At 59.4% G+C, this 25,765-nt stretch carries 22 protein-coding genes; 13 read left to right on the plus strand and 9 right to left on the minus strand.

Going from position 1 to position 25,765, the window contains the following annotated elements:
- Positions 1-2: 2 nt before the first annotated feature.
- From LC334_RS00290 to argE, 5 genes are all read right to left on the minus strand, one after another.
- Complete coding sequence (locus LC334_RS00290) at positions 3-716, minus strand: ATP-binding cassette domain-containing protein (protein WP_085798248.1); 714 nt, start codon at positions 714-716, stop codon at positions 3-5.
- Positions 713-1,417 carry an ABC transporter permease gene (locus LC334_RS00295; RefSeq protein WP_085798249.1) on the minus strand — a complete coding sequence of 235 codons (705 nt, stop codon included), beginning with the start codon at positions 1,415-1,417 and terminating at the stop codon, positions 713-715. Before LC334_RS00295 ends, LC334_RS00290 begins: the two co-directional genes overlap by 4 nt.
- A 90-nt stretch (positions 1,418-1,507) precedes the next feature.
- Complete coding sequence (locus LC334_RS00300; RefSeq protein WP_085798250.1) at positions 1,508-2,932, minus strand: FAD-binding oxidoreductase; 1,425 nt, start codon at positions 2,930-2,932, stop codon at positions 1,508-1,510.
- 44 nt (positions 2,933-2,976) lie between these two features.
- Positions 2,977-3,792: an MBL fold metallo-hydrolase gene (locus tag LC334_RS00305; RefSeq protein WP_085798251.1), complete on the minus strand. Its 816-nt coding sequence runs from the start codon at positions 3,790-3,792 to the stop codon at positions 2,977-2,979.
- Between the two features lie 93 nt (positions 3,793-3,885).
- Positions 3,886-5,049: an acetylornithine deacetylase gene (gene argE / locus LC334_RS00310; RefSeq protein WP_176237580.1), complete on the minus strand. Its 1,164-nt coding sequence runs from the start codon at positions 5,047-5,049 to the stop codon at positions 3,886-3,888.
- A 130-nt stretch (positions 5,050-5,179) separates the two neighbouring features.
- Here argE and LC334_RS00315 point away from each other — a divergent pair, with 130 nt between their 5' ends.
- The 12 genes from LC334_RS00315 to LC334_RS00370 all read left to right on the plus strand — a co-directional run bounded on the left by LC334_RS00315 (position 5,180) and on the right by LC334_RS00370 (position 22,131).
- The gene (locus LC334_RS00315; RefSeq protein ID WP_085798746.1) at positions 5,180-5,962 is read left to right on the plus strand and encodes a maleate cis-trans isomerase family protein; all 783 of its coding nucleotides are present in this window, start codon (positions 5,180-5,182) and stop codon (positions 5,960-5,962) included.
- Positions 5,963-5,980: 18 nt separating this feature from the next.
- Positions 5,981-6,871, plus strand: a complete 891-nt coding sequence (locus LC334_RS00320; RefSeq protein WP_085798253.1) for a phytanoyl-CoA dioxygenase family protein — start codon at positions 5,981-5,983, stop codon at positions 6,869-6,871.
- 339 nt (positions 6,872-7,210) lie between these two features.
- Positions 7,211-9,250: an ABC transporter substrate-binding protein gene (locus tag LC334_RS00325; RefSeq protein ID WP_085798254.1), complete on the plus strand. Its 2,040-nt coding sequence runs from the start codon at positions 7,211-7,213 to the stop codon at positions 9,248-9,250.
- Between the two features lie 93 nt (positions 9,251-9,343).
- A complete protein-coding gene (locus tag LC334_RS00330; protein WP_085798255.1) occupies positions 9,344-10,348 on the plus strand; it encodes an ABC transporter permease in 1,005 nt (334 codons plus the stop codon).
- 14 nt (positions 10,349-10,362) lie between these two features.
- Complete coding sequence (locus tag LC334_RS00335; protein ID WP_377150195.1) at positions 10,363-11,496, plus strand: ABC transporter permease; 1,134 nt, start codon at positions 10,363-10,365, stop codon at positions 11,494-11,496.
- The gene (locus LC334_RS00340) at positions 11,493-12,494 is read left to right on the plus strand and encodes an ABC transporter ATP-binding protein (RefSeq protein WP_176237581.1); all 1,002 of its coding nucleotides are present in this window, start codon (positions 11,493-11,495) and stop codon (positions 12,492-12,494) included. Before LC334_RS00335 ends, LC334_RS00340 begins: the two co-directional genes overlap by 4 nt.
- Positions 12,491-13,495 carry an ABC transporter ATP-binding protein gene (locus LC334_RS00345; RefSeq protein ID WP_085798257.1) on the plus strand — a complete coding sequence of 335 codons (1,005 nt, stop codon included), beginning with the start codon at positions 12,491-12,493 and terminating at the stop codon, positions 13,493-13,495. The genes LC334_RS00340 and LC334_RS00345 overlap by 4 nt, the downstream gene beginning before the upstream one ends.
- A 34-nt stretch (positions 13,496-13,529) precedes the next feature.
- Complete coding sequence (locus LC334_RS00350) at positions 13,530-15,044, plus strand: sulfatase-like hydrolase/transferase (protein WP_085798258.1); 1,515 nt, start codon at positions 13,530-13,532, stop codon at positions 15,042-15,044.
- 88 nt (positions 15,045-15,132) lie between these two features.
- Complete coding sequence (locus tag LC334_RS00355) at positions 15,133-16,119, plus strand: hypothetical protein (protein WP_085798259.1); 987 nt, start codon at positions 15,133-15,135, stop codon at positions 16,117-16,119.
- Positions 16,120-16,200: 81 nt separating this feature from the next.
- A complete protein-coding gene (locus LC334_RS00360) occupies positions 16,201-17,496 on the plus strand; it encodes an O-acetylhomoserine aminocarboxypropyltransferase/cysteine synthase family protein (RefSeq protein WP_085798260.1) in 1,296 nt (431 codons plus the stop codon).
- Positions 17,497-17,642: 146 nt separating this feature from the next.
- Positions 17,643-20,051, plus strand: coding sequence for a hypothetical protein (locus LC334_RS00365; RefSeq protein WP_085798261.1), 2,409 nt, complete (start codon positions 17,643-17,645; stop codon positions 20,049-20,051).
- Positions 20,052-20,178: 127 nt separating this feature from the next.
- Positions 20,179-22,131 carry a monovalent cation:proton antiporter-2 (CPA2) family protein gene (locus LC334_RS00370; RefSeq protein WP_085798262.1) on the plus strand — a complete coding sequence of 651 codons (1,953 nt, stop codon included), beginning with the start codon at positions 20,179-20,181 and terminating at the stop codon, positions 22,129-22,131.
- On the opposite strand, the gene cobT is transcribed toward LC334_RS00370, so the two are convergent.
- Positions 22,128-23,147: a nicotinate-nucleotide--dimethylbenzimidazole phosphoribosyltransferase gene (gene cobT / locus LC334_RS00375; RefSeq protein WP_085798263.1), complete on the minus strand. Its 1,020-nt coding sequence runs from the start codon at positions 23,145-23,147 to the stop codon at positions 22,128-22,130. The genes LC334_RS00370 and cobT overlap by 4 nt on opposite strands.
- 78 nt (positions 23,148-23,225) lie before the next feature.
- Between cobT and cobS the strand changes: the two genes are divergently transcribed.
- A complete protein-coding gene (gene cobS / locus LC334_RS00380) occupies positions 23,226-23,984 on the plus strand; it encodes an adenosylcobinamide-GDP ribazoletransferase (RefSeq protein ID WP_085798264.1) in 759 nt (252 codons plus the stop codon).
- A 178-nt stretch (positions 23,985-24,162) separates the two neighbouring features.
- Here the strand turns inward: cobS and LC334_RS00385 are convergent, their stop codons facing one another.
- The 3 genes from LC334_RS00385 to LC334_RS00395 form a co-directional block, all read right to left on the minus strand.
- Entirely contained in the window at positions 24,163-24,672 is a 510-nt protein-coding gene (locus LC334_RS00385) for a CarD family transcriptional regulator (protein ID WP_085798265.1), read from the minus strand.
- A 296-nt stretch (positions 24,673-24,968) separates the two neighbouring features.
- On the minus strand, positions 24,969-25,307 hold the full coding sequence (fdxA, locus tag LC334_RS00390; RefSeq protein ID WP_085798266.1) for a ferredoxin FdxA: 339 nt from the start codon (positions 25,305-25,307) through the stop codon (positions 24,969-24,971).
- Between the two features lie 58 nt (positions 25,308-25,365).
- Positions 25,366-25,758 (minus strand): RNA-binding S4 domain-containing protein, encoded by a 393-nt coding sequence (locus LC334_RS00395; protein ID WP_085798267.1) that lies wholly within the window; start codon positions 25,756-25,758, stop codon positions 25,366-25,368.
- Positions 25,759-25,765: the final 7 nt, after the last annotated feature.

A 25,765-nucleotide genomic window follows, 5' to 3' on the forward strand; every position in this document is an offset into this window, starting at 1 on the left:
CTTCACTCCACGATGTCTCCGTTCAGAAAGGCCCGGGCCTGCGGCGTCTCCGCCGTGTCAAAGAAACCAGCGGCGGGGCCGAATTCGTGCACTTTCCCATGCAGGATAAAGAGTACCTCATCGGCCAGACGCCTGGCTTGACCCATATCATGTGTCGACATGATTATCCGCGTGCCGCTGGCGGCGGCGTTTTGCAGGATCGTCTCGATCTCGCGCATGGCGCGCCCGTCAAGCGACGCGCACGGCTCATCCAAAAACAACACGTCCGGGTCGCGGATCAGCGCGCGGGCCATAGCGAGCTTTTGCCGCTCGCCGCCGGATAAGACAGTCGCCTGCCGCCTCAGAGCGTCCCCCAGCCCGACACGACCTGCCCAATCCCCGGCGCGCTGATGCGCCTCGGTTTTCGGAACTTTGAGCAGTCGCAACGGATAGACCAGATTTTCCAGTACCGTCCGGCGCAGCATCACCGGTGTCTGGAACACGAAAGCCTGCCGCTTTTGCGCCTCGTCGGTGGTGCAGGCCCATTTCACGACGCCTCGGTTTAGACGAAGTATGCCGTGTAACATTTTAAGAAGACTTGTTTTACCCGATCCGTTAGGGCCGATGACAATGGTGACGCCGCCAGCCTGCAACGTCAGGTCCACCGGCCCGACCAGCACCTTGCCGCGCCGACGCACCTGCGCGTCTGAGACTTGCAAAGGAAACAAATCGCTCACCAGCGCCCCTCTCGTTCCGTGTGGCTTAGCCAATGGATGGTCAGGTTCACCGCGATCGCCAGCGCGATCAGCACAAAGCCGAGGCCCAGTGCCAGGGCAAAGTTGCCTTTGCCTGTCTCAAGCGCGATAGCCGTGGTCAGCACCCGCGTGGCGTGGTCGATATTGCCGCCCACCACCATGATCGCGCCGACCTCGCCGATGCCCCGTCCAAACCCGGCCAGTGCCGCGGTCAGTAGCGCGCGGCGGCTATCCCAGAGAAGCGTCCTGATCCGCTGCCCCTGAGTCGTATTCATCGAAATCAGCAGGTCGTGATATTCCGCCCAGAGATCACGCAATGATTGATGAGCAATCGACGCAATTAACGGCACGATGATAATGACCTGCGCGATGATCATCGCCGTGGGCGTGAACAAAATCCCGAAGACACCAAACGGCCCCGACCGCGACAGAAAGATGTAGACGATCAACCCCACGACCACAGGTGGCAGCCCCATCAACGCGTTCAGCACAGCGATCGTGATCCGCCGGAACGGGAAACGCCGCACCGATAATACGGCTGCCAGCGGCAACGCGATCAGGCAGGCGATCAAAAGCGCGGTCAGCGTCACCTGGAGCGAGCGCAGCGTAATTTCCACCAGATCAGCATCCAGCGTGAAAATCAGCCAGAAGGCCTGTGTGATCCCATCCCAAAGCTCTGACATTGCAGGCAGTTCTTCCCCTTCACCCCGGCGCAACCGATAGGTCTGACGCGCAGTAAACCGCGCGAACCAGACGGAAACAACCGCAAAACGTCAGTCAGAAGGATCGCGCAGCACCGCGCCGGGATTCATGATACTTTTGGGATCAAGTGCCGCCTTGATCGCCCGCATCGCGGACATTTTGACCGGATCGCCGTATCGTTCAAGATCTTCGACTTTTAACCGCCCGACACCATGCTCGGCGCTGACAGAGCCACCCATCTGATGCACCAAATCATGCACAGCGCGTTTGATCGCCTCGCGCTTTTCCACGTGTGCTTCGCGGCTTTGACCCTTGGGCGGAAAGATATTGTAATGCAGATTCCCATCACCCAGATGGCCAAAACAGTTGATCCGGAACGCCCCGAGCGCGGCAATCACCTTGTTGCCGCGAATGATGAAGTCAGGAATCGCACCAATCGGCACCGAGATATCGTGTGAGCTGATCGACCCGATGCGCCGGTTGCCCTCGGGGATGTTCTCTCGGACCTCCCAGAATTGCTGCCGCTGCGCTTCGGACTGGGCGATCATGCCATCGCTGACCAGCCCTGCCTCGTGGGCGTCGGCAAAAAGCGCGCCCAGCGATGCCTGCGGATCAAGGCCACGCGCGAGGCCGACATCAATCAGTACGAACCATTCCGGCAGATCTGCAAAAGGCAGGCGAAGATCCGGCAGCGTTTCGGCAAGAAACTCCAGACCGGTCCGGTGCATCAATTCGAACGCGCTGACAGCTTCGCCCAGATGGTCGCGAGCCCGGGCCAGTAGGGCAAGCGCAGCCTCGGGGCTGTTGACCACGATCAGAGCCGTGCCTTCAGTCGCCGGGCGCGGGTAGAGCTTGAGCGTGGCTGCCGTGATCACACCCAATGTTCCCTCGGACCCGATCATCAGGTTTTTCAGGTCGTAACCCGCATTGTCCTTTCTGAGCCGCTTCAACCCGTGCCAGACCTCGCCACTGGGCAAAACCGCTTCCAGCCCGAGGCACAGATCGCGCGCATTGCCATACCGCAGCACGTTCACGCCGCCGGCATTGGTTGCCAGATTGCCACCGATCCGGGCGGACCCTTTGGCGGCAATGGTCAGTGGAAAGAGCCTGTTGACCTCTGCCGCCGCCGCGTGGATATCGGCCAGGATCGCTCCGGCTTCGACCACCATCACATTTTCGTCGGGGTAAATTCCACGGATAGCACGCATCCGCTCAAGGCTCAGAAGCACGGGCGCCGAGCCGTCGGACAGGATCTGACCGCCCACAAGACCGGTGCCGCCGCCATAGGGAACCACACCGACACGCGCCTTCGATGCGGCCGTTATCACGGTCGCCACCTCGTCAACCGTGGCCGGGGCCACTACCACACCGGCCTGCCCGATCCAGCGACCGCGCGGTTCTTCGAGGTACTTTGGCTCAACTTCGCGAAAAGCCGCGCCCGGCAAAAGCTGATGCAGATGGGCAATAAAATCGGGATCGGCAGGGTTGAGCGTCATGCCCTATCCCTACCATCTTCCCGCGCCGGGTCCAGCGCCGTCTGTCACTCGTCCGTGCGTAGATAGGACGGGCGCAGGAGCATTACTGTGGGCCGCCTAGGCAAACGGGAGAGCGACACGGCAAGACTGCTGCCACCGGTATCAACCACATCAAATTCCGCCTCCATCCCCGCCAGGAACCGGCTTAGCGAGCCATCGGCAAACCAGTGCATCGGAATGACGATCCGGGCGCGAAACCGGCGCATCACCTTCAGCATCGTCGGCAGATCAAGCGTCACCCCGCCATCCACTGCTGCCATCACCACATCCAGCCGCCCGATCGCGGCATATTGTTCTGGCGACGGTTCATGGTGAAGGTGACCCAGATGTCCAATGCACAGACCTGCGACCTCAAAGACGAAAATGGAATTGCCGCGCGGTTCAATGCCTGCGCCCGAGCGGATATCGGTTGAAATATTGCGGATCAGCATTTCGCCCTGATCAAGGTGATGATCTATCCCCTCGCCGAATTTGCCCCACCCGGGAAGCACGTGGGGGATCACCGGGTCCGGAAACGCGGTAAAGTGGGTCGCGTGCGCGTGGTTCATCGTCACGATATCGGGCAGGAAATCCACGTTACCCACAAAACCGGTGAAATCCGTGACCGCAGACAGCCCGCCGTGGGTTTGCAGCAGAAAACTGGCATGCGCAATGTATTGCAATCGGACAGTGTCGGTCTCGACCGGGTCGGTGAACGCCGCATTGTGTAGATAGGTCACGCCGGGGGCTTCACCGGCCACCGCAAGGCAATGGCTGGGCGGGCGCTCCTGCGCACTGAGCGATGCGCCCAGACATATCAGGACAAGAACAAGTCGGATCATCACGGCGCATCCCTTTTGCACCAAGAATAGCACAGGTGGGGCTTAAACCACCTGCGGTCTTTGACACGTTGCGACCGCAAGGCCGAAAATCCCTCAGCGCGAGAGTTTTCCGGCCACCGCGCTCAGAAAATCCAGCCCCTGCTGAAGCTCTGCAACTTCAATATACTCATCCGCGCCATGAGCCCGCCGGATCGTGCCGGGACCGAACACCACTGTCGACAGGCCCGCATCGCTGAAATAGCCCGCATCGGTGCCGAAGGAGACGACGCTCTGGCTGTTCTGACCGGTAATGTCGCTGACGAAAGCCGCGGCGGCCTGAGCGTTTCGGTCGTCCAGTGACGGCACGGCGACCTCGGTGATGATATCGATCCCGGCCCTCGGGCTGATTGCCTTCATCGCAGGCAGCAATTCTTGCGTGGCATAGTCTTCAATCTCGGCGATGATGGCACGGCTGTCCTGACCCGGCATCCCGCGGAACTCCCAGTCGAAATTGCACCATCCGGCGGTTGCGTTGCGGGCTGCACCGCCTTCGATCGTGCCTATATTGAAAGTGCCATAAGGCGGCACATAGGGCGAGTTCGGCGCGGGGTCGGCCGCCAGTCGGGCACCGATCTCTTCGATCTTGGCAATCAGGCGCATGGCCACCGAGATCGCGCTGACACCGTGCCTCGGGTCGCAGGAATGCACCTCGTGCCCGACGATTTCGGTTCGCATTTCGTCGCCGCCCTTGTGGCCGGTGACGATATTCATATCGGTGGGTTCGCCCACGATCACCACCGATGGACGATAGGGAAAGCTCTCCATGCTGTTCAACAACACTGGCATGCCGATTCCGCCGATTTCCTCATCATAGGTGAACGCAATATGGATGGGCCTGGCCAGGTCAGCCGCCTGAAACACCGGCACCGAGGCCATGACACAGGCCAGAAAACCCTTCATGTCCACCGACCCGCGCCCATAGAGCCTGCCGTCTTTCGGCGTCAGGGTAAACGGATCGCTGCCCCAGACCTGGCCCTCGACAGGGACGACATCAGTATGACCGTTGAGCACCACCCCACCATCGACCTGCGGCCCGATCGTGGCAAAGACATTGGCGCGTTGCCCATCGGCATCATGGCTCAGCGTGACCTCTGCGCCCTGCGCTTCCAGCATCTCTTTGATGTAGCCGGTTATGTCTTGATTTGGGCGGCCCGAAACACTGTCAAACCCAACCAGCCGTTCAAGAATTTCAGTCGCGGATTTCAGATTGTCGGCCACGCGCGCATTCCCTTTTGCAGTCAACCGAGCGGACCCTATAGCCGCCGGGTTTGATTCTCCTAACCAAAATTGTGCGATGTCGCGGATAGGCTAGTCAGGCCAGATGATCTGGTGGCAGAGTTTAGGCAAGATGGACAGCACGCCACCCTTCAGCACGACCCGTATCGAAGGTCAATTTGAACCGGATCAAGGGCCGGGCAAACATCGCATCGGTCTGATCGTTCTGTCGAACGACTACGTGACCGAGCGCGATTTCGTCAATCTGCGTCCCAGCGATGATGTGACGATTTTCGCCAGCCGGATAAGAAATACGCAAAGTTGTTCAATCGAGACCCTGCCGCAGATGGCGCCGCATATATCTGATGCGGCCGCGTTGTTGGTCCCGGAAGGACGGCTCGATGTCGTGGCCTATGCCTGTACGTCGGGTACGATCGCGATGGGGTACGACACCGTTTGCGAACGCATCCACGCGGTCCGGCCCGGCGCGAAAGTCGTGACGCCGATCACTGCATCGCTGGCGGCGCTGGACGGGCTGGGCGCGCACAAACTGGCTGTCCTGACGCCCTATACCGACGATGTGAACCAGATTATCGCCCATCATCTTACGGCGCATCACAAGGAGATATGCGCCTTCACTTCATTCCACATTGACGACAATGAGGTGATGGCCGCCCTGCCCCCGGATGCAATTTATCAAGCAGCTCTTGAAGCGGACCGGCTCGAGGCTGAAGCGTTATTCATCTCCTGCACCGCCATTCGCGCCGTGGATGTTGTCGAGCAGATCGAGAACGCCATAGGAAAACCGGTAGTGACCGCCAATCAGGCGATGATCTGGCAGGCATTGCGACTGGCCGGATGTGCAGCGCCCATCGCTGGTTACGGGCGGCTACTTCACCACGCAACTCCCTGGTAGAAAGAAGGTTTGGAAGACATGCGCCCCACAGATATCTTATCGCATCCTCCCCGTGTGCTTGGTCAAACTGAGCGCGAATTCTTTTTCGATCAGGGCTATGTCGTTCGGGAAAAGGCGATCAGCGATGACTGGCTGGCCCGGCTCAACGCGGCGATCGATGCCCAGGTTGACAGATCAAGACAACTAACAGCATCAGACGGCACGTTCGATCTTGAGACCGGGCACAGTGCCGACAATCCGCGCCTGCGCCGGATATCATATCTCGACGATCTTGATCCGGTGTTCTGGGAGTTCTGCACCGAATCGAACCTGGCCGACCTTGCCGCCGATCTGATGGGCCCCGATGTCCGTTTCCGCGAATGCATGATCAACATCAAATGGGCAGGTGGCGGGCAAGAGGTAAGGTGGCATCAGGACATTCCGTTTTACCCGCTGACCAACTTTTCTGTCGCGCAGTTTCTGGTCTGCCTCAAGGATGTCGGCACCGAGCAAGGCCCGTTGCAGGTGGTTCCGCAAAGCCACAAGGGGCCGATCTACAATCACTACGACGACGCGGATAACTGGCTGGGCTACATCCCCGATAATCGGCTCGCCGACGCAGGTATCGATAGCGCGGTCGACCTGACCGGCCCGGCAGGCACGGTTACGGTGCATCATTGCGCGACACTTCATGCGTCCCGCGCCAATCTCAGCCAACAGGGCCGTCCGGTGCTGATCGTGGGTTTTGCCGCCTGCGATGCCCTGCCATATACCGCGCCAGCCTACCGTTCGACGCATTACGGCACGGTCGTGCGCGGCCAGGAAGCGCGGTTTTCTCATCATGAACCGGTGGACATGCGCCTGCCACCAGACTGGTCGGGCGGCTACACTTCGATCTTCGAGCACCAGCAGCACAAGGCAGCTGGCTAGTCCGACCATAGCGTCGAAATCCGGACGATCAGCAACCCATTCACGCTCTGCTTGTATAGTATCCTGTGAATTTCAATCCATTTGCTTGCTCTCCTTGAGAGAGCGGGCGTTGATTATAGTCTTAGGTTATAGTTTTTTCTTTTCTAATCATAGATTTTATCCGATTGTGGCTTTGCTGCCTTCTGACCTACTGTCCGGTTAAGCCGGTGACTGAATCGCAGCACAAGGCATAAACTGGGGGAACAATAATAAAAAATAATTCGGGGGATGGCTGTCATCAAAACGTCAACAACACGCGCCAATCCCCCTTTGTCTGACTAGACGTCCAAAGGAGGAAACATGAAAAGACTACTTTTATCCGGAGTAGCCGTCATCGCCTTGCCGATGGCTGCTTACGCCAACTGCCCCGCGATCTCGGTCGCGGATATGCAGGGCGTTGCCGCGGGGGCCTATCCGCAGCAATACGATCTTTCCGAATTCCAGGCGGCCGCTGGCTGCACGATGGAATTCTCGGCCAATCCTGATATCGCCACGCTGAACGGCCAGATCGCAGGCAATGGTGAACTGCCATCGCTGGCCGACCGCCTGCCCGAAGATCCGCTGGTGGTGGTTCCCTACGATTCCATAGGTCAATACGGCGGCACGCTGGATGTTCTGTCGAACGCGACCGAGGCCGGTACATCCGACTTTCTGTCGGTGCGCCATGTCAATCTGGTGCGCTACTCGGACGACCTGCAAACCATCGTTCCCAATATCGCCAAATCGTGGACCTGGAATGACGACTACACCCAGCTGACATTCAAGCTGCGCAAGGGCCACAAATGGTCGGATGGCGCGCCATTCACCTCTGCAGACGTCAAATTCTGGCATGACAACCTGATGCTGGACACCAACATCTACGAAACCCCCAAAGACTATGTCACGGTGGGTGGCGCGACGATGACGGTGGATGCACCCGACGAGGAAACCGTCGTCTTCAACCTGCCCGCGCCCAAACCCGGCCTGCTGGCGCACTTCGCCACCTCCTATGCGCAGGGCTTCCAGCCCATGCATTTCCTGGGTCAGTTTCACCCGGGGTTGAGCGATGATGCCGACAGCGTGGCGCAGGGTCTTGGCTTTGAGAACGGCTACGATGCGATCAAGGCCTATTACGGGAATTCGGACTGGACCGACACGCCCACGCCGATGCTCAGCAAGCCAGAGCTTGTCGACGGGCTGACCAAGCACACCGTGCCAACGCTGGAAAGCCATATCTACATCAATGATACGACCGAAGGCCGGCAACTGGTGGCCAACCCCTATTTCCACCAGGTCGACCCCACGGGCCAGCAACTGCCCTATATCAGCGAGCAAGATGAGGTCTATATCAACGACAAGGAAGTACGAATCCTCAAGCTGGTGAACGGCGAGGTCGACTACAAGTCGCAATCGGTTCGGCTGGAATCGGCACCGATCCTGCTCGAAAACCAGGAAGCAGGCGGCTATACGATCCAGTTGAAGCCGACCGTGGCGATGCCTGCGTTTTCGTTCAACCTGACGGCTGAGGATGAAGCCAAGCGCGCGGTTTTTGCCGACTACCGCTTCCGCGAGGCGATGTCCGTGGCCATCAACCGGGAAGAGCTGAACGAGGTAGCGTATTTTGGTCAGGGCACGCCCAGCCAGATCGCACCTTTCCTGCCGACGCCTGATTTCATTGATCCCAAGTGGAGCAGCTACAAGGCTGCGTATGATCCGGATGGGGCCAAGGCGACGCTGGATGAAATCGGTATGAAAGATACCGATGGCGACGGTTTCCGCGAATTGCCGAACGGCGACAAGCTGGTCCTGACCATGAACTATTCGACCCAAGGCATCTCGGGCCAGGTGGTTGAACTCGTCAGCCAGTACTGGGCTGATGTGGGTGTCGAATCCACTGTGAAAGAGGTGACACCGGACGAGTATCGCTCGGCGCAAAGCTCGAACAAGCTGGATGTCGGACTCTGGCAGTATGGGGCGCCGTTGGCGATCCATCTGGGGCTTAACACCTTCTTCCGGGCACCGTTCGGGACGTATTTCGAACACCGCACAGGTATGCTCTGGGGTGAATGGCTGGATTCGGACGGCGCCAAAGGTGTCGAACCGCCGGAGTTCGTGAAAAAGCTCGCGGCGGATATCGACGCATTCCAGTCGGCCTCACCGGGGTCGCCCGAGGTTGCCGAACTGGGTAATGCGCTGGTGCAGGGGATCGTGGAAAACCTTGTCCTCATCGGCACGGTCGCAGCACCCGAACCGGTCTATTCCAGCAACAAGCTGCAGAACTTCACCGAGTTCAAGACCTGGTCCTACGAATACTATCGGACCTACCCGTATCGCGGCTCGCAATGGTGGCTGACCGAGTGAGCCGCCTTTAGGCACATCGCGTTCGCGGCCAGCTTCGGTTGGCCGCGACCTTAATGCTCAGGCGCGGCAACCGCGCAAATACGGAACGGGATCATGCTGCAATTCGGCCGCTTCGTGATGGTCAGGGCGATGATGGCGATTATAACGCTGATTATCGTGTCACTGGTCGTCTTCACCCTGATGGAACTTGTGCCGGGCGACTGCGCCGAGCGCTATCTTGCCTTCAAGAACACCCAAGGGTCGGGGATTTCACTTGAAGACATCGAAAACGAGCGGCAGCGGCTTGGTCTCGACCGACCTTTCCTGACCCGATGGGCCAGCTGGATCGTGAACGCCTTTCAGGGCGAATATGGCGACAGCTGCATCCTGAGGGTCAACATCGCCCAGTTGCTTGGCGCGAAATTCTGGGTTTCTCTCGGTGTCTGCCTTGCCTCGCTGGCGCTGGCTTATGCCATTGCCATTCCGGTCGGCATCATCTCGGCCGCGTCAAACAACCCCTACCTCAACAACGGGCTGCGTCTGTTCAGCTACCTGGGTCTGGCGATGCCGAACTTCCTGCTGGCGCTGATGATCATGTTGTTTTCGACCGTATGGTTCGGCGAAACGCTGACCGGGCTTTTCAGCAGGGAATATCGCGATGCGCCCTGGGACTGGGACAAATTCGTTGATCTGATGAAACACGCCTGGCTGCCGATTTTCATCCTTGGCTGGTCGGCCACCGCCTTCGCGCTCCAGACGGTGCGCGCCCTGATGTCGGACGAGATCGGCAAGCTTTATGTCACGGCCGCCGCGGCCCGCGGTGTCTTTGGCCGCAAGCTGCTTTGGCGCTACCCTGCCCGGCACGCGCTTGGGCCGATCGTCAACTCGCTGGGGTTTGACCTGAACCGCATCTTCAACGAGCTGCCCATCGTGGCGCTGATCCTGACATTGACTGAGGCAGGCGCTCTGCTGATCGAAGCGCTGGCGCGATCCAATGACCAACAGCTTGCCGGCGCAATCATCTTCCTGCTGACCGCTTCCATCGTGACGCTGAATTTCTTTACGGACATCCTGTTGGCCGTGATTGATCCCCGCGTCCGCAAAAGCATTCTGAGGTAATCACCATGACAGACATGACCACAGATAATATGCAGGATCAGAAGGCCAAAGAGGCCTATTTCACCGCATCGCAGGGGCAATTGATCTGGGCGCGGTTCAAAAAGCAACGCGCCGCCCTGATTGCCGCCGTCATTCTGATGGCGCTGATCCTCTCGGGCATCTTCGCGCCCTTTCTGTCGCCCTATGATCCAACGATTGCGGGCCGCGACAAGGATTACACCAACGGCGCACCGCAGATGCCTCAGTTCTGCGACGCCAATGGATGTTCCGCCCGTCCCTTTATCCATGCGGTCAAGCGTGAACGCTCGATCAAGACTAACTTCCGCTGGGTCACAACCGTCGACGAAGACACCCGTCTTTATATGAAGTTCTTCACTGAAGGGGACAGGTACAAGCTCTTTGACCTCATCCCGATGGACACGCATCTCTTCGGGGTCGAGGGTGGCAAAATTCACCTCTTTGGCACCGACGAAGACGGGCAGGATATCTTCTCTCGTACCCTTCATGCGATCTGGACTTCGATGAAAGTGGGCTCGATTGGCGTGTTCATCGCCTTTGTTCTGGCGCTGATTATCGGAGGGGTGTCCGGCTATTACGGCGGCTGGATCGACGGGGTGATACAGATGATCACCGATGCAGTCCGAACGGTGCCCGCTATCCCGCTCTTCATGGCGGTGGCGGCCTTCATGCCGCCCGAGATGACCGCCGAGGCCAGGTTCTTCTACATATCCCTCATATTGGGCTTCATCGGCTGGCCCACGCTGGCAAGACGGGTCAGGACCCATCTGCTGACCGAGCGCAATCAGGAATATGTGCTGGCCGCACAGCTTTGCGGCGCCAAGCCCGGCCACGTCATTCGCCGCCACCTGCTGCCCAGCTTCACCAGCTACATCATCGTCGATCTGGTGATTTCCTTTCCATACATGGTTCTTTCGGAAACGGCGCTCAGCTTCATCGGTCTGGGCCTCAAGGACCCGGTCAGCTCATTGGGCGTGATGCTGCAGAAAGCCACCAGCGCCGACGTTCTGCTGAACTATCAATGGTACTTCATCCCGGTGATCTTCTTCATCGCGCTGGTCATGGCATTCGTCTTCGTCGGTGACGGGCTGCGCGACGCGGCCGACCCCTATTCGGAGGCCAAGAAATGAGCCTGCTGACCGTTGAGAACCTGACCCTCCAGTTCGACACCGACGAGGGGCGGATCACCGCAGTCGATGATGTCTCGTTCTCGCTTGAACCCGGTGAGGTGATGGGGCTGGTCGGCGAAAGCGGCTCGGGCAAGTCGGTGACTGCGAAAGCGCTGATGAAGCTCAATGCCGGCAACGCCCATTACGCGCCCGATACCAAGATCACGCTGAACCTGGAAGACCAGTCGATTGACGTCATGTCCCTGAAAACCCCGCGCGAGATGCAGCTTGTACGCGGCGGCGCGATCTCGATGATCTTTCAGGAGCCGATGGCCAGTTTTGCCCCGGCCATGACCATCGGCAAACAGATGGTCGAGCAGCTTTTGATCCATTCGGACATGAACAAGGCGCAGGCGAAAGAATTGTCGATCGAGATGCTGGACCGTGTGGGCATTTCAGACGCCTCTACCCGATTCGGGCAATACGCGTTCGAGATGTCGGGCGGCATGCGGCAACGGGCGATGATCGCGATGGCGCTTTCAACCAAGCCGAAACTGCTGATCGCGGATGAGCCGACCACCGCGCTGGATGTGACCATTCAGGCGCAGGTAATCGACCTGATGAAAGACCTTGTTGACGAATTCCACATGGGCATCATCTTCATTACCCACGACCTCGGCGTCGTGGCGCAGACCGCCGATAAGGTGGCAGTGATGTATCTGGGCCGGATGATCGAACAGGGTCCAGTGCGCGACGTGATCCGCCACCCGCAACACCCCTATACGCAAGGGCTGCTGGATGCGCTGCCGAAGCTCGATGACCTTGAGGCGCCATTGACCCCGGTGGCAGGCGATATCCCCTCGCCGCTCGAACGTCCCCCGGGCTGCGTCTTTCATACGCGCTGCCCCAAGATCATCGGTGACGTCTGCAAGCGTGACATTCCGCAATGGGTGGATACCGGCGAGAACCATCGCACCGCCTGCCATCTATGCAGTGCCGAAGAAGGAGCAGCCGCATGAGCGAAGAGCTTCTGATTTCAACCCGCGATCTGTCGGTCGAATTCAAGATCGGCAGCGGGGTCTTTTCAAAGAAAATTCTCAAGGCGGTCGACGGCATTTCCATCGACATTCCGCGCGGATCGTTCTTTGGCGTCGTAGGTGAAAGCGGGTCAGGCAAGACCACCCTGGGTCGGGCATTGCTCAAGGCGGTGCCGATCGCTCATGGCGAAGCCAGGTATAATGATGGCGAGGTTGATTATGACCTTACCACCCTTGCCGGGCCGGACCTAAAGGACTACCGCAAGCGCGCGCAGCTGATCTTTCAGGACCCCTATGCAGCGCTCTCGCCACGCATGACTGTGCGCGATATCATCGCCGAGCCGCTCGAAGTCATGGGGCTCACCAAAAGCCGCGAGGAAACCGACTCCCGGGTGCGTGAAATCGCCGAGAAATGCCGCCTGAACCTCGAACACCTGCGCCGTTTCCCGCATGCGTTCTCGGGCGGCCAGCGGCAGCGGATTTCCATCGCCCGCGCGCTGGTGTCCGGCCCGCAATTCATCGTCGCGGACGAAAGTGTTGCGGCGCTTGACGTGTCGATCCAGGCCGACGTGCTGAACCTGCTGAAATCCATCCAGCGCGAGATGGGGCTTACTTTCATGTTCATCAGCCATGATCTGAGCGTCGTGGCCCATACCTGCGATCATGTGGCGGTGATGTATCTGGGCCGGATCGTCGAAAGCGCACCGACGCGACAGCTTTTCGACAATGCGCGCCACCCCTATACTAAGGCACTCTTTTCGGCGATCCCCTCACTTGATCCGGATGATCGCGGCAAGGCACAGAAGCTCGAAGGCGAGATCCCCTCGCCCACCAATCAGCCCCCCGGATGCAAGTTTCACACCCGCTGCCCCTTCGCCACCGATATCTGCAAACGCGAAGAGCCACCGCTGGATACCTGCGAGGAAGGTCACGCTGTGTCGTGCCACCACTGGCAGGAGCTGAGCGAAAACGTTCCCGCCTGACGGCAATTCGACCCCATCCAAAAGGATACCGGATATGGCGCGACCCAGAAACGTGCTGTTCATCCTGATCGACCAGTTGCGCGCCGATCTGCTACATGGCGCACTGGCCGATCACGTCAAACTACCAAATTTACGGGCGCTGATGGCCGACGCGGTAACGTTTCAGCGCCACTATTCCGTCGTCAACCCCTGCGGTCCATCGCGCGCGTCCATCCTGACAGGGCAATACGCGATGAACCACCGCTCGGTGCGCAATGGCGCCCCGCTGCGACACGACACGCCCAACCTCGCAACCGAGATCCGCAAGGCGGGATACGAACCGCTGCTCTTCGGCTATACCGATACTGCGCTTGACCCTCGTGTTCACGCCCCGAATGCGCCCGAGATGCGCAGTTATGAACAGGTGCTGCCAGGGTTTGAAGAGGCCGTGGAAATGCGGTTCGAACAGTCTTTTCCCTGGCGTTCTGATCTGGCCGCCAAAGGGTATGACCTGCCCGATTTCTCGCGCTTTTACGAACCACAGGCCGCGCCCGGCCAGCCCCGCCACCTGACCGATCCGGCCTTCTACCGGGCCGAGGATAGCGACACCGCCTTTCTGACCGATCGCTGCCTGGATCATCTGCGCGGACTGCAGCGGCAAAACTGGTTTGCGCATCTGACCTATATCCGCCCACATCCGCCGCTGGTCGCGCCCGCGCCCTACAATACGATGTATGATCCAGCGGCCCTGCCGCTGCCCCGTCAGATAGGTAATGACACCCCCCACCCCTTTCATGATATTTGCCGGAGGCGCGTGGCGCCGAGCGATATCGTTCAGGGCTTCGACAATCTCGACGCTAGCGACAAGATCGCCCAGTCCCTCCGCGCCATCTATTTTGGGCTGGCCTCGGAAGTCGATCATCACATCGGCCGCGTGATCGGCTTTCTGAAAGAGACCGGGCAATATGACGATACCCTGCTCATCGTCGGCGCCGATCACGGCGAAATGCTGGGCGATTGCAATTGCTGGGGCAAGATGACGGCCTATGACGCAGCCTACCACGTGCCGCTCATCATTCGTGATCCGTTGCGCCCCTCCGCTCATGGCAATGCGATCAGTGCGCCTACGGAATCGGTGGATGTGATGCCAACAATCCTCGACTGGATCGATGCGCCAGTGCCGGGTTCGGTCAACGGCATCTCACTCATGCCGTTCCTCGATGGGCGCACACCGGAGACCTGGCGGACAGAAAGCTATTCCGAACTGGCCTTCGGCGATCCGGTCACGCCGACACTCTGGCAGACCGAACTGGGGCTCACTGAGGCCGAGGCGAACCTTGCCATCCTCAGAACCGATCGCCTGACGCTCGTACAATTCAGCGGCGACCTCCCCCCGCTTCTTTTTGATCACAAAGGCGCTGGCGAGGTGCGCAACGTCGCGAACGACCCGGGTTACGCTGGCGACCTGCTGAAGATGACCCAGGCACTGCTCCGTCATCGCATGCGATACCCGGACACGACGCTTTCAAAGATCATGATCACGGATAAAGGCCCCGTGACCGGCGCCTGAAACTGCCCTCTTCTTTGACGCTGATAAATCCGTATAGTGGCGGCAGGCAGTAAAGCAGTAGCAAAAAGACAAGGCCCGGCAGGCAGGAATGACAAACTCCTACAACATCATGGTTGTCGGTCAGGGTGGCAGGTTGCAATACGAGGCGATCATCTTTGCCGCCTCCCTGCGCGCCACCAGCCCTGATTTCAAAGGCCGCCTGATCGTGGCCGAGCCACAGCCCGGCAGGCAGTGGCAAAACGATCCACGCATCCGCGGCGACGATACGCGCGAGTTGATGGATCGCCTCGAGATCGAGATCGTTCCGTTCGAGAACAGGCATTTCGGCCAATCCTACCCCTATGGCAACAAGATCGAGGCGCTGTTTGCCCTGCCCGAAGGCGAACCGTTTGTCTTCTTCGACACCGACACGCTCTTTACCGGCGACATCACCCAGGTGCCGTTCGATTTTGACCGTCCTACTGCCTCGCTCAGACGCGAAGGCACCTGGCCCAAGCTCGAGCTTTACGGCCCTGGCTACACGCAAATCTGGAAATCACTCTACGACAAGTTCGGACTCGATTTCGCAAGCTCGCTCGACCCGGATTTTCCTGATGAGTACTGGCAGCGCTACCTCTATTTCAATGCCGGTTTCTTCTTCTACAAATGCCCGCATCTCTTCGGCAAAAAGTTCCTTGAATACGCTCTTGCCATCCGCGACAACCCGCCCCCCGAACTGATCGTGCAGGAGCTCGACCCGTGGCTGGATCAGGTGGCCCTGCCACTGGTCATCCACGCGCTCGGCGGCGGCAAACACAGCCTGCCCCCGGGGCTTCTGGACGGAGAGATCACCTGCCACTACCGCATTCTGCCCTTGCTTTATGCCCGCGAGTCCGACCGGGTGATCGAGGTGCTGGAAGAGGTGACCGCGCCCAATTGGGTCAAGAAAGTGCTCAAGAAATACGACCCCATGAAGCGGATGATCTATCAGGGACGTGGCCACAAGGTGCGCGATCTCTTTGACCGCAAAAACCTGCCCCGCCGAGAGCAGGCCATCCGCAACACAATCAAGCGCAACGGCTTCTGGATGCGCTGAAACCAATGCAACAAAACAGCGGTTGTCCTGTTAACCGCTTTCCCCTAACCCTTTCACAAAGCATTTCAGGGAGGAAATACCATGTCCGATCGCGTTCACGAATTTGGCTTTGACACGCTGCAAATTCACGCAGGCGCCCGGCCCGACCCGGCGACCGGCGCGCGGCAGACGCCGATTTACCAGACCACGGCCTATGTGTTCCGTGACGCCGAACACGCCGCCGCTTTATTTAACCTTCAGGAAGTCGGCTACATCTACTCTCGGCTGACCAACCCCACGGTCGCAGTGCTGCAGGAACGGATAGCGACGCTGGAAGGGGGCGTTGGGGCGGTGTGTTGCTCCTCGGGGCACGCGGCACAGATCATGGCGCTCTTCCCGCTGATGGGGCCCGGCAAGAACGTTGTGGTCTCGACCCGGCTCTACGGCGGATCGGTCACGCAGTTCAGCCAGACGATCAAACGTTTCGGGTGGGAGGCGAAATTTGTCGATATCGACGACATGGATGCGATTGCGGCCGCGATTGACGACAACACCCGCGCGGTGTTCTGCGAATCCATCGCCAACCCGGGCGGTCACATCGCTGATATCGCTGCGGTGGCCAAGGTCGCAGATTCCGCTGGCCTGCCGCTGATTGTGGATAATACCACGGCGTCGCCCTATCTCTGCCGTCCGATCGAACATGGCGCCACGCTGGTGGTGCATTCGATGACCAAATACCTGACCGGCAACGGCTCGGTCACCGGTGGCGTAGTGGTGGATTCAGGCAAGTTCGACTGGTCCGCCAGCGATAAATTCCCCTCGCTCAGCGAACCCGAACCCGCCTATCACGGCCTGAAATTCCACGAAACCTTCGGCCCGCTGGCCTTTACTTTTCATGGCATTGCCATCGGGCTGCGCGATCTGGGCATGACCCTGAATCCACAGGCGGCGCATTATACGCTGATGGGCATCGAAACACTGAGCTTGCGCATGCAACGCCATTGCGAGAACGCGCAGTCCGTCGCCGAATGGCTGGAAAAGGACGACCGGATCGAGGCGGTCACCTATGCCGGCCTGAAATCCTCGCCCTACCATGCGCGCGTCAAGAAATTCTGCCCCAAAGGTGCCAGCGGCCTTTTCACCGTAGCGCTCAAGTCGGGCTATGACGGTTGCGTCAAGCTGGTCGATAACCTCGAACTTTTCAGCCATGTGGCCAATCTGGGCGACACCCGTTCGCTGATCATCCATTCGGCCAGCACCACCCACCGGCAACTGACGCCGGAACAGCAAGAGGCCGCGGGCGCCAGCCCGAATGTCGTGCGGATTTCAATCGGCACCGAAGACCTGGACGACATCATCGCCGATCTGGATCAGGCGCTTACCAAAGCTTCGGCCTGACCTTACACCGCCAATAACCTGCCCCGCTGCACTGACCCTTTCGATGCAGCGGGGCTTTTTCTTTGCCTCGGCGGGGAAGTGCTGTAACTTCTCGACAGCACGAGTTGATCTCCCGCAGATCCTGCCTAGGTGTTAGAGCACTGACGATGAAACCGAATTTCGCCTTAACCCTGTCCTTCGAAGGGATCGGCCTTCTACACCGGGCGTTCCCCGGATGGCATCTTGTTGGTGAAATTTCCCTCGACAACCCGGATCTTCTCCAGGGCCTCAAGGCCTTGCGCGACAAGGCCGTCGCTCTTGATCCGTCGGGGTTACGCAGCAAGCTGGTCATTCCCAACGATCAGGTCCGATACATTCAGTTTGCACAAGCAAGTGATGCATCAGACGATATTTCGGCGCTTGTCAAAAAAAATCTGGACGGCGCCACACCTTATGCGCTGTCAGACCTCGCCTATGACTGGGAAGAACGGGACGATATGGTCTCGGTTGCCGCCGTGGCCCGCGAAACCCTGCGTGAGGCAGAGGCCTTTGCCAAGGAGCATTCCTTCAACCCGATCAGTTTTGTCGCCATTCCGGAAGGGGGCGACTTCGTCCGCGAGCCATTTTTTGGCGAAACCGCATATGCCGCCGAGATCGCGGAAGATGGCGCAGCCGTCGAGCGTGATCCGGTGCCGGTCCGTATCATCGGTTCTGCTAAAATGTCCGATACCCTGGCAGAGCTGGCGCAAACCGAGCCTGAAGAAGCTGAAGACATCCCAGCCTCACCTTTCGTATCGACACGGCGTGCCGACGAAGCCGCGTCACCCGAAACGTCAGATACAGTGGCTGATTTTGCTGAACCCGCCGCAGTTTTCGAACCACAAGGCGAGCAGGACGAAACTGAAACAGCCCAGTTGTATGCGCCCGAGGAGCCCACGGACAGCACAAGCTTTGCCAGCATTCGCGCGCTACGCGGGACGGCAAGCAGCACGGCGCCAAAGCTCGACGGGGTTGCACGTAACTTCACCCCGGCCCCGGTCTCGGCCGCCGTGGTCGCCGATAGCCTGCCCAATGATCCCGATCTCGAGGCAGAAAGACTTGCCGCTGCCGAACCGGTCACTGAAGACCTTCCCGAAGCTGAACACGCGCGCATACCCCCCGCCCCGACCGAACCCATAGCGATTGCGCCACCGGATCACGCTGGTTTTTCCTCGCCACGCGTGACCGCTGTCGCGGCGGCACCACGTTCAGGCTACGGCATACCATCCCTCGAAGAACAGGAACGCATGACCGTTTTCGGCGCGCGTGGCGCCGAGCCGATTGGTGGCAAACCCAGATATCTGGGACTTATCCTGACTGCCGTCTTGCTTCTGTTTCTGGCCGGGGTCGCAACATGGGCTGCGATTTTCCTGGATGATGGCCTGTCCGGACTCTTCGGTGACGATCCGGAAATCATCATAGCCGACGTGCCCGACGTGCCTGACACATCGGCAAGTCTGGACATAACCGGCGATGACGTGGAGGGTACGCTGCGCGAGGCGCTAACCCAACCCAAACCGCTGCAACTGACCGAGGACGAGGCCCGTGCACGTTACGCAGCAACCGGAATCTGGTTGGTCGCACCGCAGATGCCGCCCGCACCTGCATCCGGCAACCTGGACGAGTTTTACCAGGCATCAATCGACAGCAGCATAGAATTCCAGGATGCGATCGCCCTGCCCGATGTGGATGATCTGTTGGCCGATACGCGCCCGCAGACTCCCAGCTCACCCGCGCAGGCAGGCACGGTATTTGCCCTTGATCAACGGGGACTGGTGGTGGCAACGCCCGAAGGTGCTCTGTCACCCGACGGAATCATCATCTACGCAGGTCAGCCGCCGGTACGACCGCAGGCGATGCCGAAACGCGAGTTGGTGGCAGATGTCGTCAAACCCGATGAAGCGGAAGTGCTGCGACTAGCGGCCTTCAAGCCCAAGGTCAGACCCATCGATCTGTCCGAACAGAACGAACGTAATAACCTGAGCGGCCGAACCCTGAACGAACTGGCCTCCTTTCGGCCTAGGCTCAGGCCACAAAGCGCCCAGGAAACCGCTGAAACCGCTGAAACCGCTGTGAAGCCATTCATCGATCTTGATGCCGTGAACAGCGCCGTCACCGAAGCCGTGGAAACCGATCTGGCCTTTGTCAGCCCTACGGCTCAGGCGGTAGCATCGTCGCTTAAACCCAATACCCGCCCCAGAAATTTCGACGCGATCGTAAACCGGAGCACAGCCAGCCAGCAAACGACGGTTGCTGTCAGCGCTGCGCAGAAGATAGCGCCGCGCATTCCAACCGCCACGAGCGTCGCGAAGCAGGCCACGCAGCGCAACGTGCTGCGCATGCGTGATATCAACCTTATCGGCGTCTACGGCGCGCCCAGCAGCCGCCGCGCGCTGGTGCGTCTGCCAAACGGCCGCTATCGCAAGGTCAAGGTCGGCGACCGTCTGGATGGCGGCAAGGTCTCGGCCATCGGCGATCACGAACTGCGCTATCTCAAACGCGGGCGCAACGTGGTCCTGGAAATGCCGAAAGGGTGAACAAACCCACGCTACATCTTGTAAAAGATGTAGAACCAAATACTATTTCACGCATCAGGGCGGTAAAACTCCGCGATCACCACCAAACGCGCGCTTTCAGGTGTGATCGCCATCAAGGGATATCTGAATGGAAGGGTTTCTGTTCCAGGCGTCGATCTATCTGGCCGCCGCGGTCATTGCGGTTCCGCTGGCCGCACGATTGGGCCTGGGATCAGTCCTGGGGTATCTCGCTGCGGGCATTCTGATCGGCCCGGTCATCGGCCTTGTCGGGCACGAAACCGAGGAGCTACAGCATTTCGCCGAATTCGGCGTAGTGATGATGCTTTTCCTCATCGGCCTTGAACTGGAACCCAAGGCGCTCTGGGACATGCGCCACCGATTGCTTGGACTGGGTGGTTTACAGATCGTTTTGACCACGATTCTGGTGCTGGCTGGCGCTATGATGCTGGGGCAGATCTGGAGCATCTCATTGGCGATAGGCCTGATTTTCGCCCTGTCGTCGACTGCGATCGTGCTGCAGACCCTATCGGAAAAGGGCCTGATGCAGACCGGGGGTGGCAGATCGGCCTTCTCTGTCTTGCTGACCCAGGATATCGCCGTCATCCCGATGCTTGCGTTTCTTCCGCTTCTAGCGCTGCCCAGAACCCCCAGAGAAGTGATAGAAGAGGCGTTGGAGCAGGGCGCCGATGGCGCGGAAAAGGCGCACACAGCTACGAATGCCACTCATGAGGCCGCGCTTTCCTTCGTCCAGAGCCTGCCTGGCTGGGGTGTCACGCTTCTCACTATCGGTGTGATCGCCGCGATTATTCTGACTGGCGTCTACCTGACGCAACCGGTCTTCAGGTTCATCCACGCCGCACGCCTGCGCGAGATGTACACCGCACTGGCGCTTCTGATCGTGGTCGGCATCGCCTTCCTGATGAATCTCGTAGGCCTGTCCCCGGCTCTTGGCGCATTTCTCGCGGGCGTGGTTCTGGCCAGCAGCGAATTCCGGCACGAGCTGGAAAGCGACATCGCGCCGTTCAAGGGCCTGCTTCTGGGGCTTTTCTTTATCACGGTCGGCGCGGGGATCAATTTCAAGGTACTGTTCAGCGAATTCGTGATCGTCTTCGGCCTGGCCCTTGCCATCATTCTGCTGAAAGGTGCCGTGCTTTATATGCTGGGCCGCTTCTTCAAGCTGCGTGGGCGCGATCTTTGGCTCTTTACCCTGTCACTGGCGCAGGCAGGTGAATTCGGCTTCGTGCTGATCTCATTCTCCAGCCAGACCAACGTGATCCCGCGCGAAATGACCGAGCTTTTACTGCTGGTTGTTGCCATCACTATGTTGATCACACCGCTCCTCTTCATCCTATATGACTGGCTGTCGCACCGGATGGAGGAAACCGGCGTGGCCCACGAACCCGATGAGATCGACCACGAAGGCCCGGTGATCATCGCCGGGATCGGGCGGTTCGGGCAGATCGTCAACCGGCTGGTCCGCTCCAGCGGCTTTGACACCGTGGTGCTGGATCATGATCTGGCCGCGATCCAGCGGATGCGCCGGTTCGGGGTCAAGGGGTTCTTCGGCGATCCGTCGCGGCCTGAACTCCTGCTGGCCGCCGGGTTGAAAGAGGCCAAGGTGTTGGTGGTAGCACTAGACGATGTCGACGCAGCAATACGTCTAGTCACCTTTGCACGACGGGAACGCCCGGACCTGCACATTGTCGCGCGCGCGCGCGACCGCACCCACGTGTTCCGCCTCTATCAGGCCGGGGCCAATGATATTGTCCGCGAACTGTTTGACAGCTCTCTGCGTGCGGGCCGTTATGTATTGGAAAACATTGGCTTAAGTGAATACGAGGCATCACAGCTTGAACGCGCCTTTTACCAGCATGACAGACAATCGGTGCGGGAACTTGCCGCGCTTTGGAATCCGAACATCCCCACGGTCGACAACACCGCGTATATCGAACGTGCGATGGAGCTCGAGAAGGATCTCGAAACCATGCTGCTGTCGCAGCTGGAAGAAGCTGTAGCCGAGCAAAAGGTAAAGAAAAAAGCCGACACACCGCCTGAAAGCAAAGCCGAGCAAACGGATTAATCGGCCCCGGCGACCCCGGCCTCGGCAAAGGTCGCCATGCCCGAGTGGCAGGCGATCGCGCCTTTCAGCACCCCGATGGCCAGTGCCGCGCCCGAACCTTCGCCAAGCCGCATGCCAAGTGCCAGCAGCGGCGCCTTTCCCATCCGGTCCAGCAATGCCCTGTGGGCGGTCTCGGCACTTCGGTGCCCCGCTACCGTATGTTCCAACGCGTCCGGGCTGACCGTTTGCAAACACGCTGCCGCCGCGCTGCAGATGAATCCGTCAAGGATGACGGGGATACGCAGCACGCGTGCCCGCGTGATCGCTCCCGCCATCGCGGCCAGTTCGCGCCCGCCCAGACAGCGCAACGCTTCCAAACCGTTGCCTTTCGCGGCGGCATGGAGCGCAACGCTCTTTTCGACGACCCGTGATTTCAGCGCAATGCCCGCCTCATCAACCCCCGTCCCGGCCCCGGTCCAATCGCTGGCATTACCGCCAAAGAGCGCCAGTGCAATAGCGGCGGCGCTAGTCGTGTTACCAATCCCCATCTCACCGGCCACCAGCAGGTCGCACTCCGGGTCGACCGCGTCCCACCCGGTGCGCAAGGCGCTGACAAGCGCAGCCTCATCCATCGCCGGGCCTTGAGTGAAATCGGTGGTGGGCGTGTCCAGCAACAGGGCATGCACATCCAGACGCGCGCCAAAGGCGTTTGCCAACTGGTTAATCGCGGCACCGCCTTGGCGAAAATTTTCAACCATCTGCGCCGTCACTTCGGGCGGGAAGGCCGAAACTCCCTGTGCGGTCACACCGTGGTTTCCAGCAAAAATCACCACCTGCGGCTGGTTGATCTGTGCCCGGGGGTCGCCGCGCCAACCGCAATACCATTGCGCCAGCCCCTCAAGCCGCCCCAGGGCTGCCGGTGGTTTGGTCAGTTGCGCATTGCGTTCGGCCGCCGCATGAGTTGCCACCTCATCCGGGCCAGGCAATCGGTGCAAGATATGCGCGAAATCGGCGAGGGTCGAGAAATCTTGGCACATAGGCTGGCTCATTGCATGTTGGGTGATGCCTGTGTATCGCAGGCGCGGCGGTAGACAAGGGCTGAAAAGGCGCGCGCAATGGTAGAAAACGACACCAGGAAGATGCAGTTTGCGGATATTGCGCATGCAGCGGCCCTGCTGACGCGCCTGCCCCTCCCCGTGGGTGAGAATACAAGGGGGGCCGCCACAGCCTGGGCTTATCCCATCGTCGGGCTGATCATCGGTGTGCTGGCGGCGCTCATCGGCGTGATCGGCCTTTGGGTCGGGCTTCCATCCGCAGCAGTGGCCCTGCTAAGCCTTGCGACCATGATCCTGCTGACCGGCGCAATGCATGAGGATGGTCTGGCGGACACCGCCGATGGATTCTGGGGCGGCTGGACCCGCGAGGCGCGCTTGGAGATCATGAAGGACAGCCATATCGGCACCTACGGCGTTCTCAGCCTTATCATTGTCACTGCGGCCCGCTGGCTGGCGCTGTGGCATCTCTTTGACATAGGTGCCGGAACTGCCACCGCCGCGCTTGTTGCCGCCTGCACATTGTCTCGCGCCAGCATGCCCAGCCTGATGGCCAACCTGCCGCATGCCCGTACGACGGGCTTGTCACACAGTGTTGGCGCCACGTCAAAATCCACCGCCTGGATCGCGTGGGGAATTGCCTTTCTTGCCGTTTTTGTCCTTACCGGCTGGGGCGTATTCTGGGCCGCGATCTGGGCAGCGGTCGTCACGCTGGGCATCGCCCGCCTGGCACGCCACAAGATCGGGGGGCAGACGGGCGACACGCTGGGCGCGGCGCAACAGGTAAGCGAAGTCGCTGTCCTTTTTTGCCTGTTGGTTTAGCAGGGCCTTGTCAGTCGCTTTAAGAGGACCGAGACCAGTGGCACCCGGCCGAACGACCGATACGCGGCGACCTGCGACCTTGATTCCGCGCAATGAACAACACGGAAGGACGGTATCACGCCAAAGAAAAACCGCACCCGGTTCGGGTGCGGTCTTGGTGTTGCCAAAAGAGATAGGGTTACGCGGCGCGCGACACCAGCACGTCATCGACCTGCTTGGTTGCTAACACTTCGTCGCCGCCGCTGACGGCAGCCACTTCGCGAGTCAAACGCTCCAGCGCGGCCTCATAAAGCTGACGCTCGGAATAGCTCTGCTCGCGCTGATCATCGGTGCGGTGCAGGTCGCGAACAACCTCGGCAATGGCGATCAGATCACCGGAGTTGATCTTTTGTTCGTATTCCTGTGCCCGGCGCGACCACATGGCGCGCTTAACCTTGGCCTTGCCCTTCAACGTCGTCATCGCCTTTGATACGACATCCGGGCTTGACAAGCTGCGCATGCCGATCTCGGTTGCCTTGTTGGTGGGTACACGCAAGGTCATCTTGTCTTTCTCGAAGGAAATAACAAAAAGCTCCAGCGTGATGCCGGCAATTTCCTGCTCTTCGATCGAAACGATCTGGCCGACCCCATGTGCGGGGTATACAACATACTCATCAGGCCGAAACTCGAACTTCTTGGACTTGCTCATTCAGATCTTCCTCGTGCGGGTGGCGCCAGTTCAATCACCGTATCGCGGCGTCAGGCATCCAGCCATTAATCCGTTTGATACGGCGCAAAGAAATCCATCCCCGAACAGTGGCGCGGGTGGATGGATATCTGGCAGTTATCTACATTTACGTAACAACCATACCATAAAAACGCCGCTTGCGAAAGTCCGGCGGCGGCGCATTTGCTGCGTGGCGCGTCAAATAAGCCTTTACGGCGCGTCATTTACGCCAAAATGAAACATTTCGGACACAGCTAAACGAATCGTATCAATCGGGCTCAGCCGCCCTCGCCCGGTGCTTCCGAGAAGTACTTCTCAAGCTTACCTTCTTCGCCGTCGCGCTCTTCTGCCTCAGGCAGCGGATCTTTCTTGGTGATAATGACCGGCCACATTTCCGAGTATTTGCGGTTGAACTCGACCCATTTCTCCATATCCGGCTCGGTGTCCGGTCGGATCGCGTCCGCAGGGCATTCCGGTTCGCAAACACCGCAATCGATGCACTCATCCGGATGGATGACGAGCATGTTCTCGCCCTCGTAAAAGCAATCCACCGGGCACACCTCGACACAGTCGGTGTATTTGCAGGCAATGCAGGCATCGTTGACGATATAGGTCATCTTGGTCTCATGTCTTTATCACACTTGCGCTGCGCCTCACCTAATCCAGCGGCAGGGATCAATCAAGCGTATCCCGCTTATTCAGATCGAGTTTGCGGCGATCACGCTTGGTTGGCCGTCCTTTTCCCTCGAATTTAGGCGCAGGTGGAAGAATTTCCTGCGACGACTCGTTTTCAGTGGGCGGCGTCAGATCTTCGTACAGGGTTTTTGCCTCGGATGCGGGACCTCGCCGGACGCCAAGCCCCGCGATACGCACCACGCGGATCACCCGCGCCTGTGGAAAGGTCAGGACGTCGCCGACCAGTACCTGATGTGCGGATTTACCGACACGTTCGCCATTCACACGAACATGGCCCGCGCTTGCCACTTTGGCGGCCAGGCTGCGGGTCTTAAAAAACCGCGCCTGCCATAACCATTTGTCCAGTCTTATTTTTTCCGATGCGGCACTCACGCGAGGC

It is taken from the genome of Roseovarius aestuarii (assembly GCF_019966515.1).
GTDB lineage: Bacteria > Pseudomonadota > Alphaproteobacteria > Rhodobacterales > Rhodobacteraceae > Roseovarius > Roseovarius aestuarii.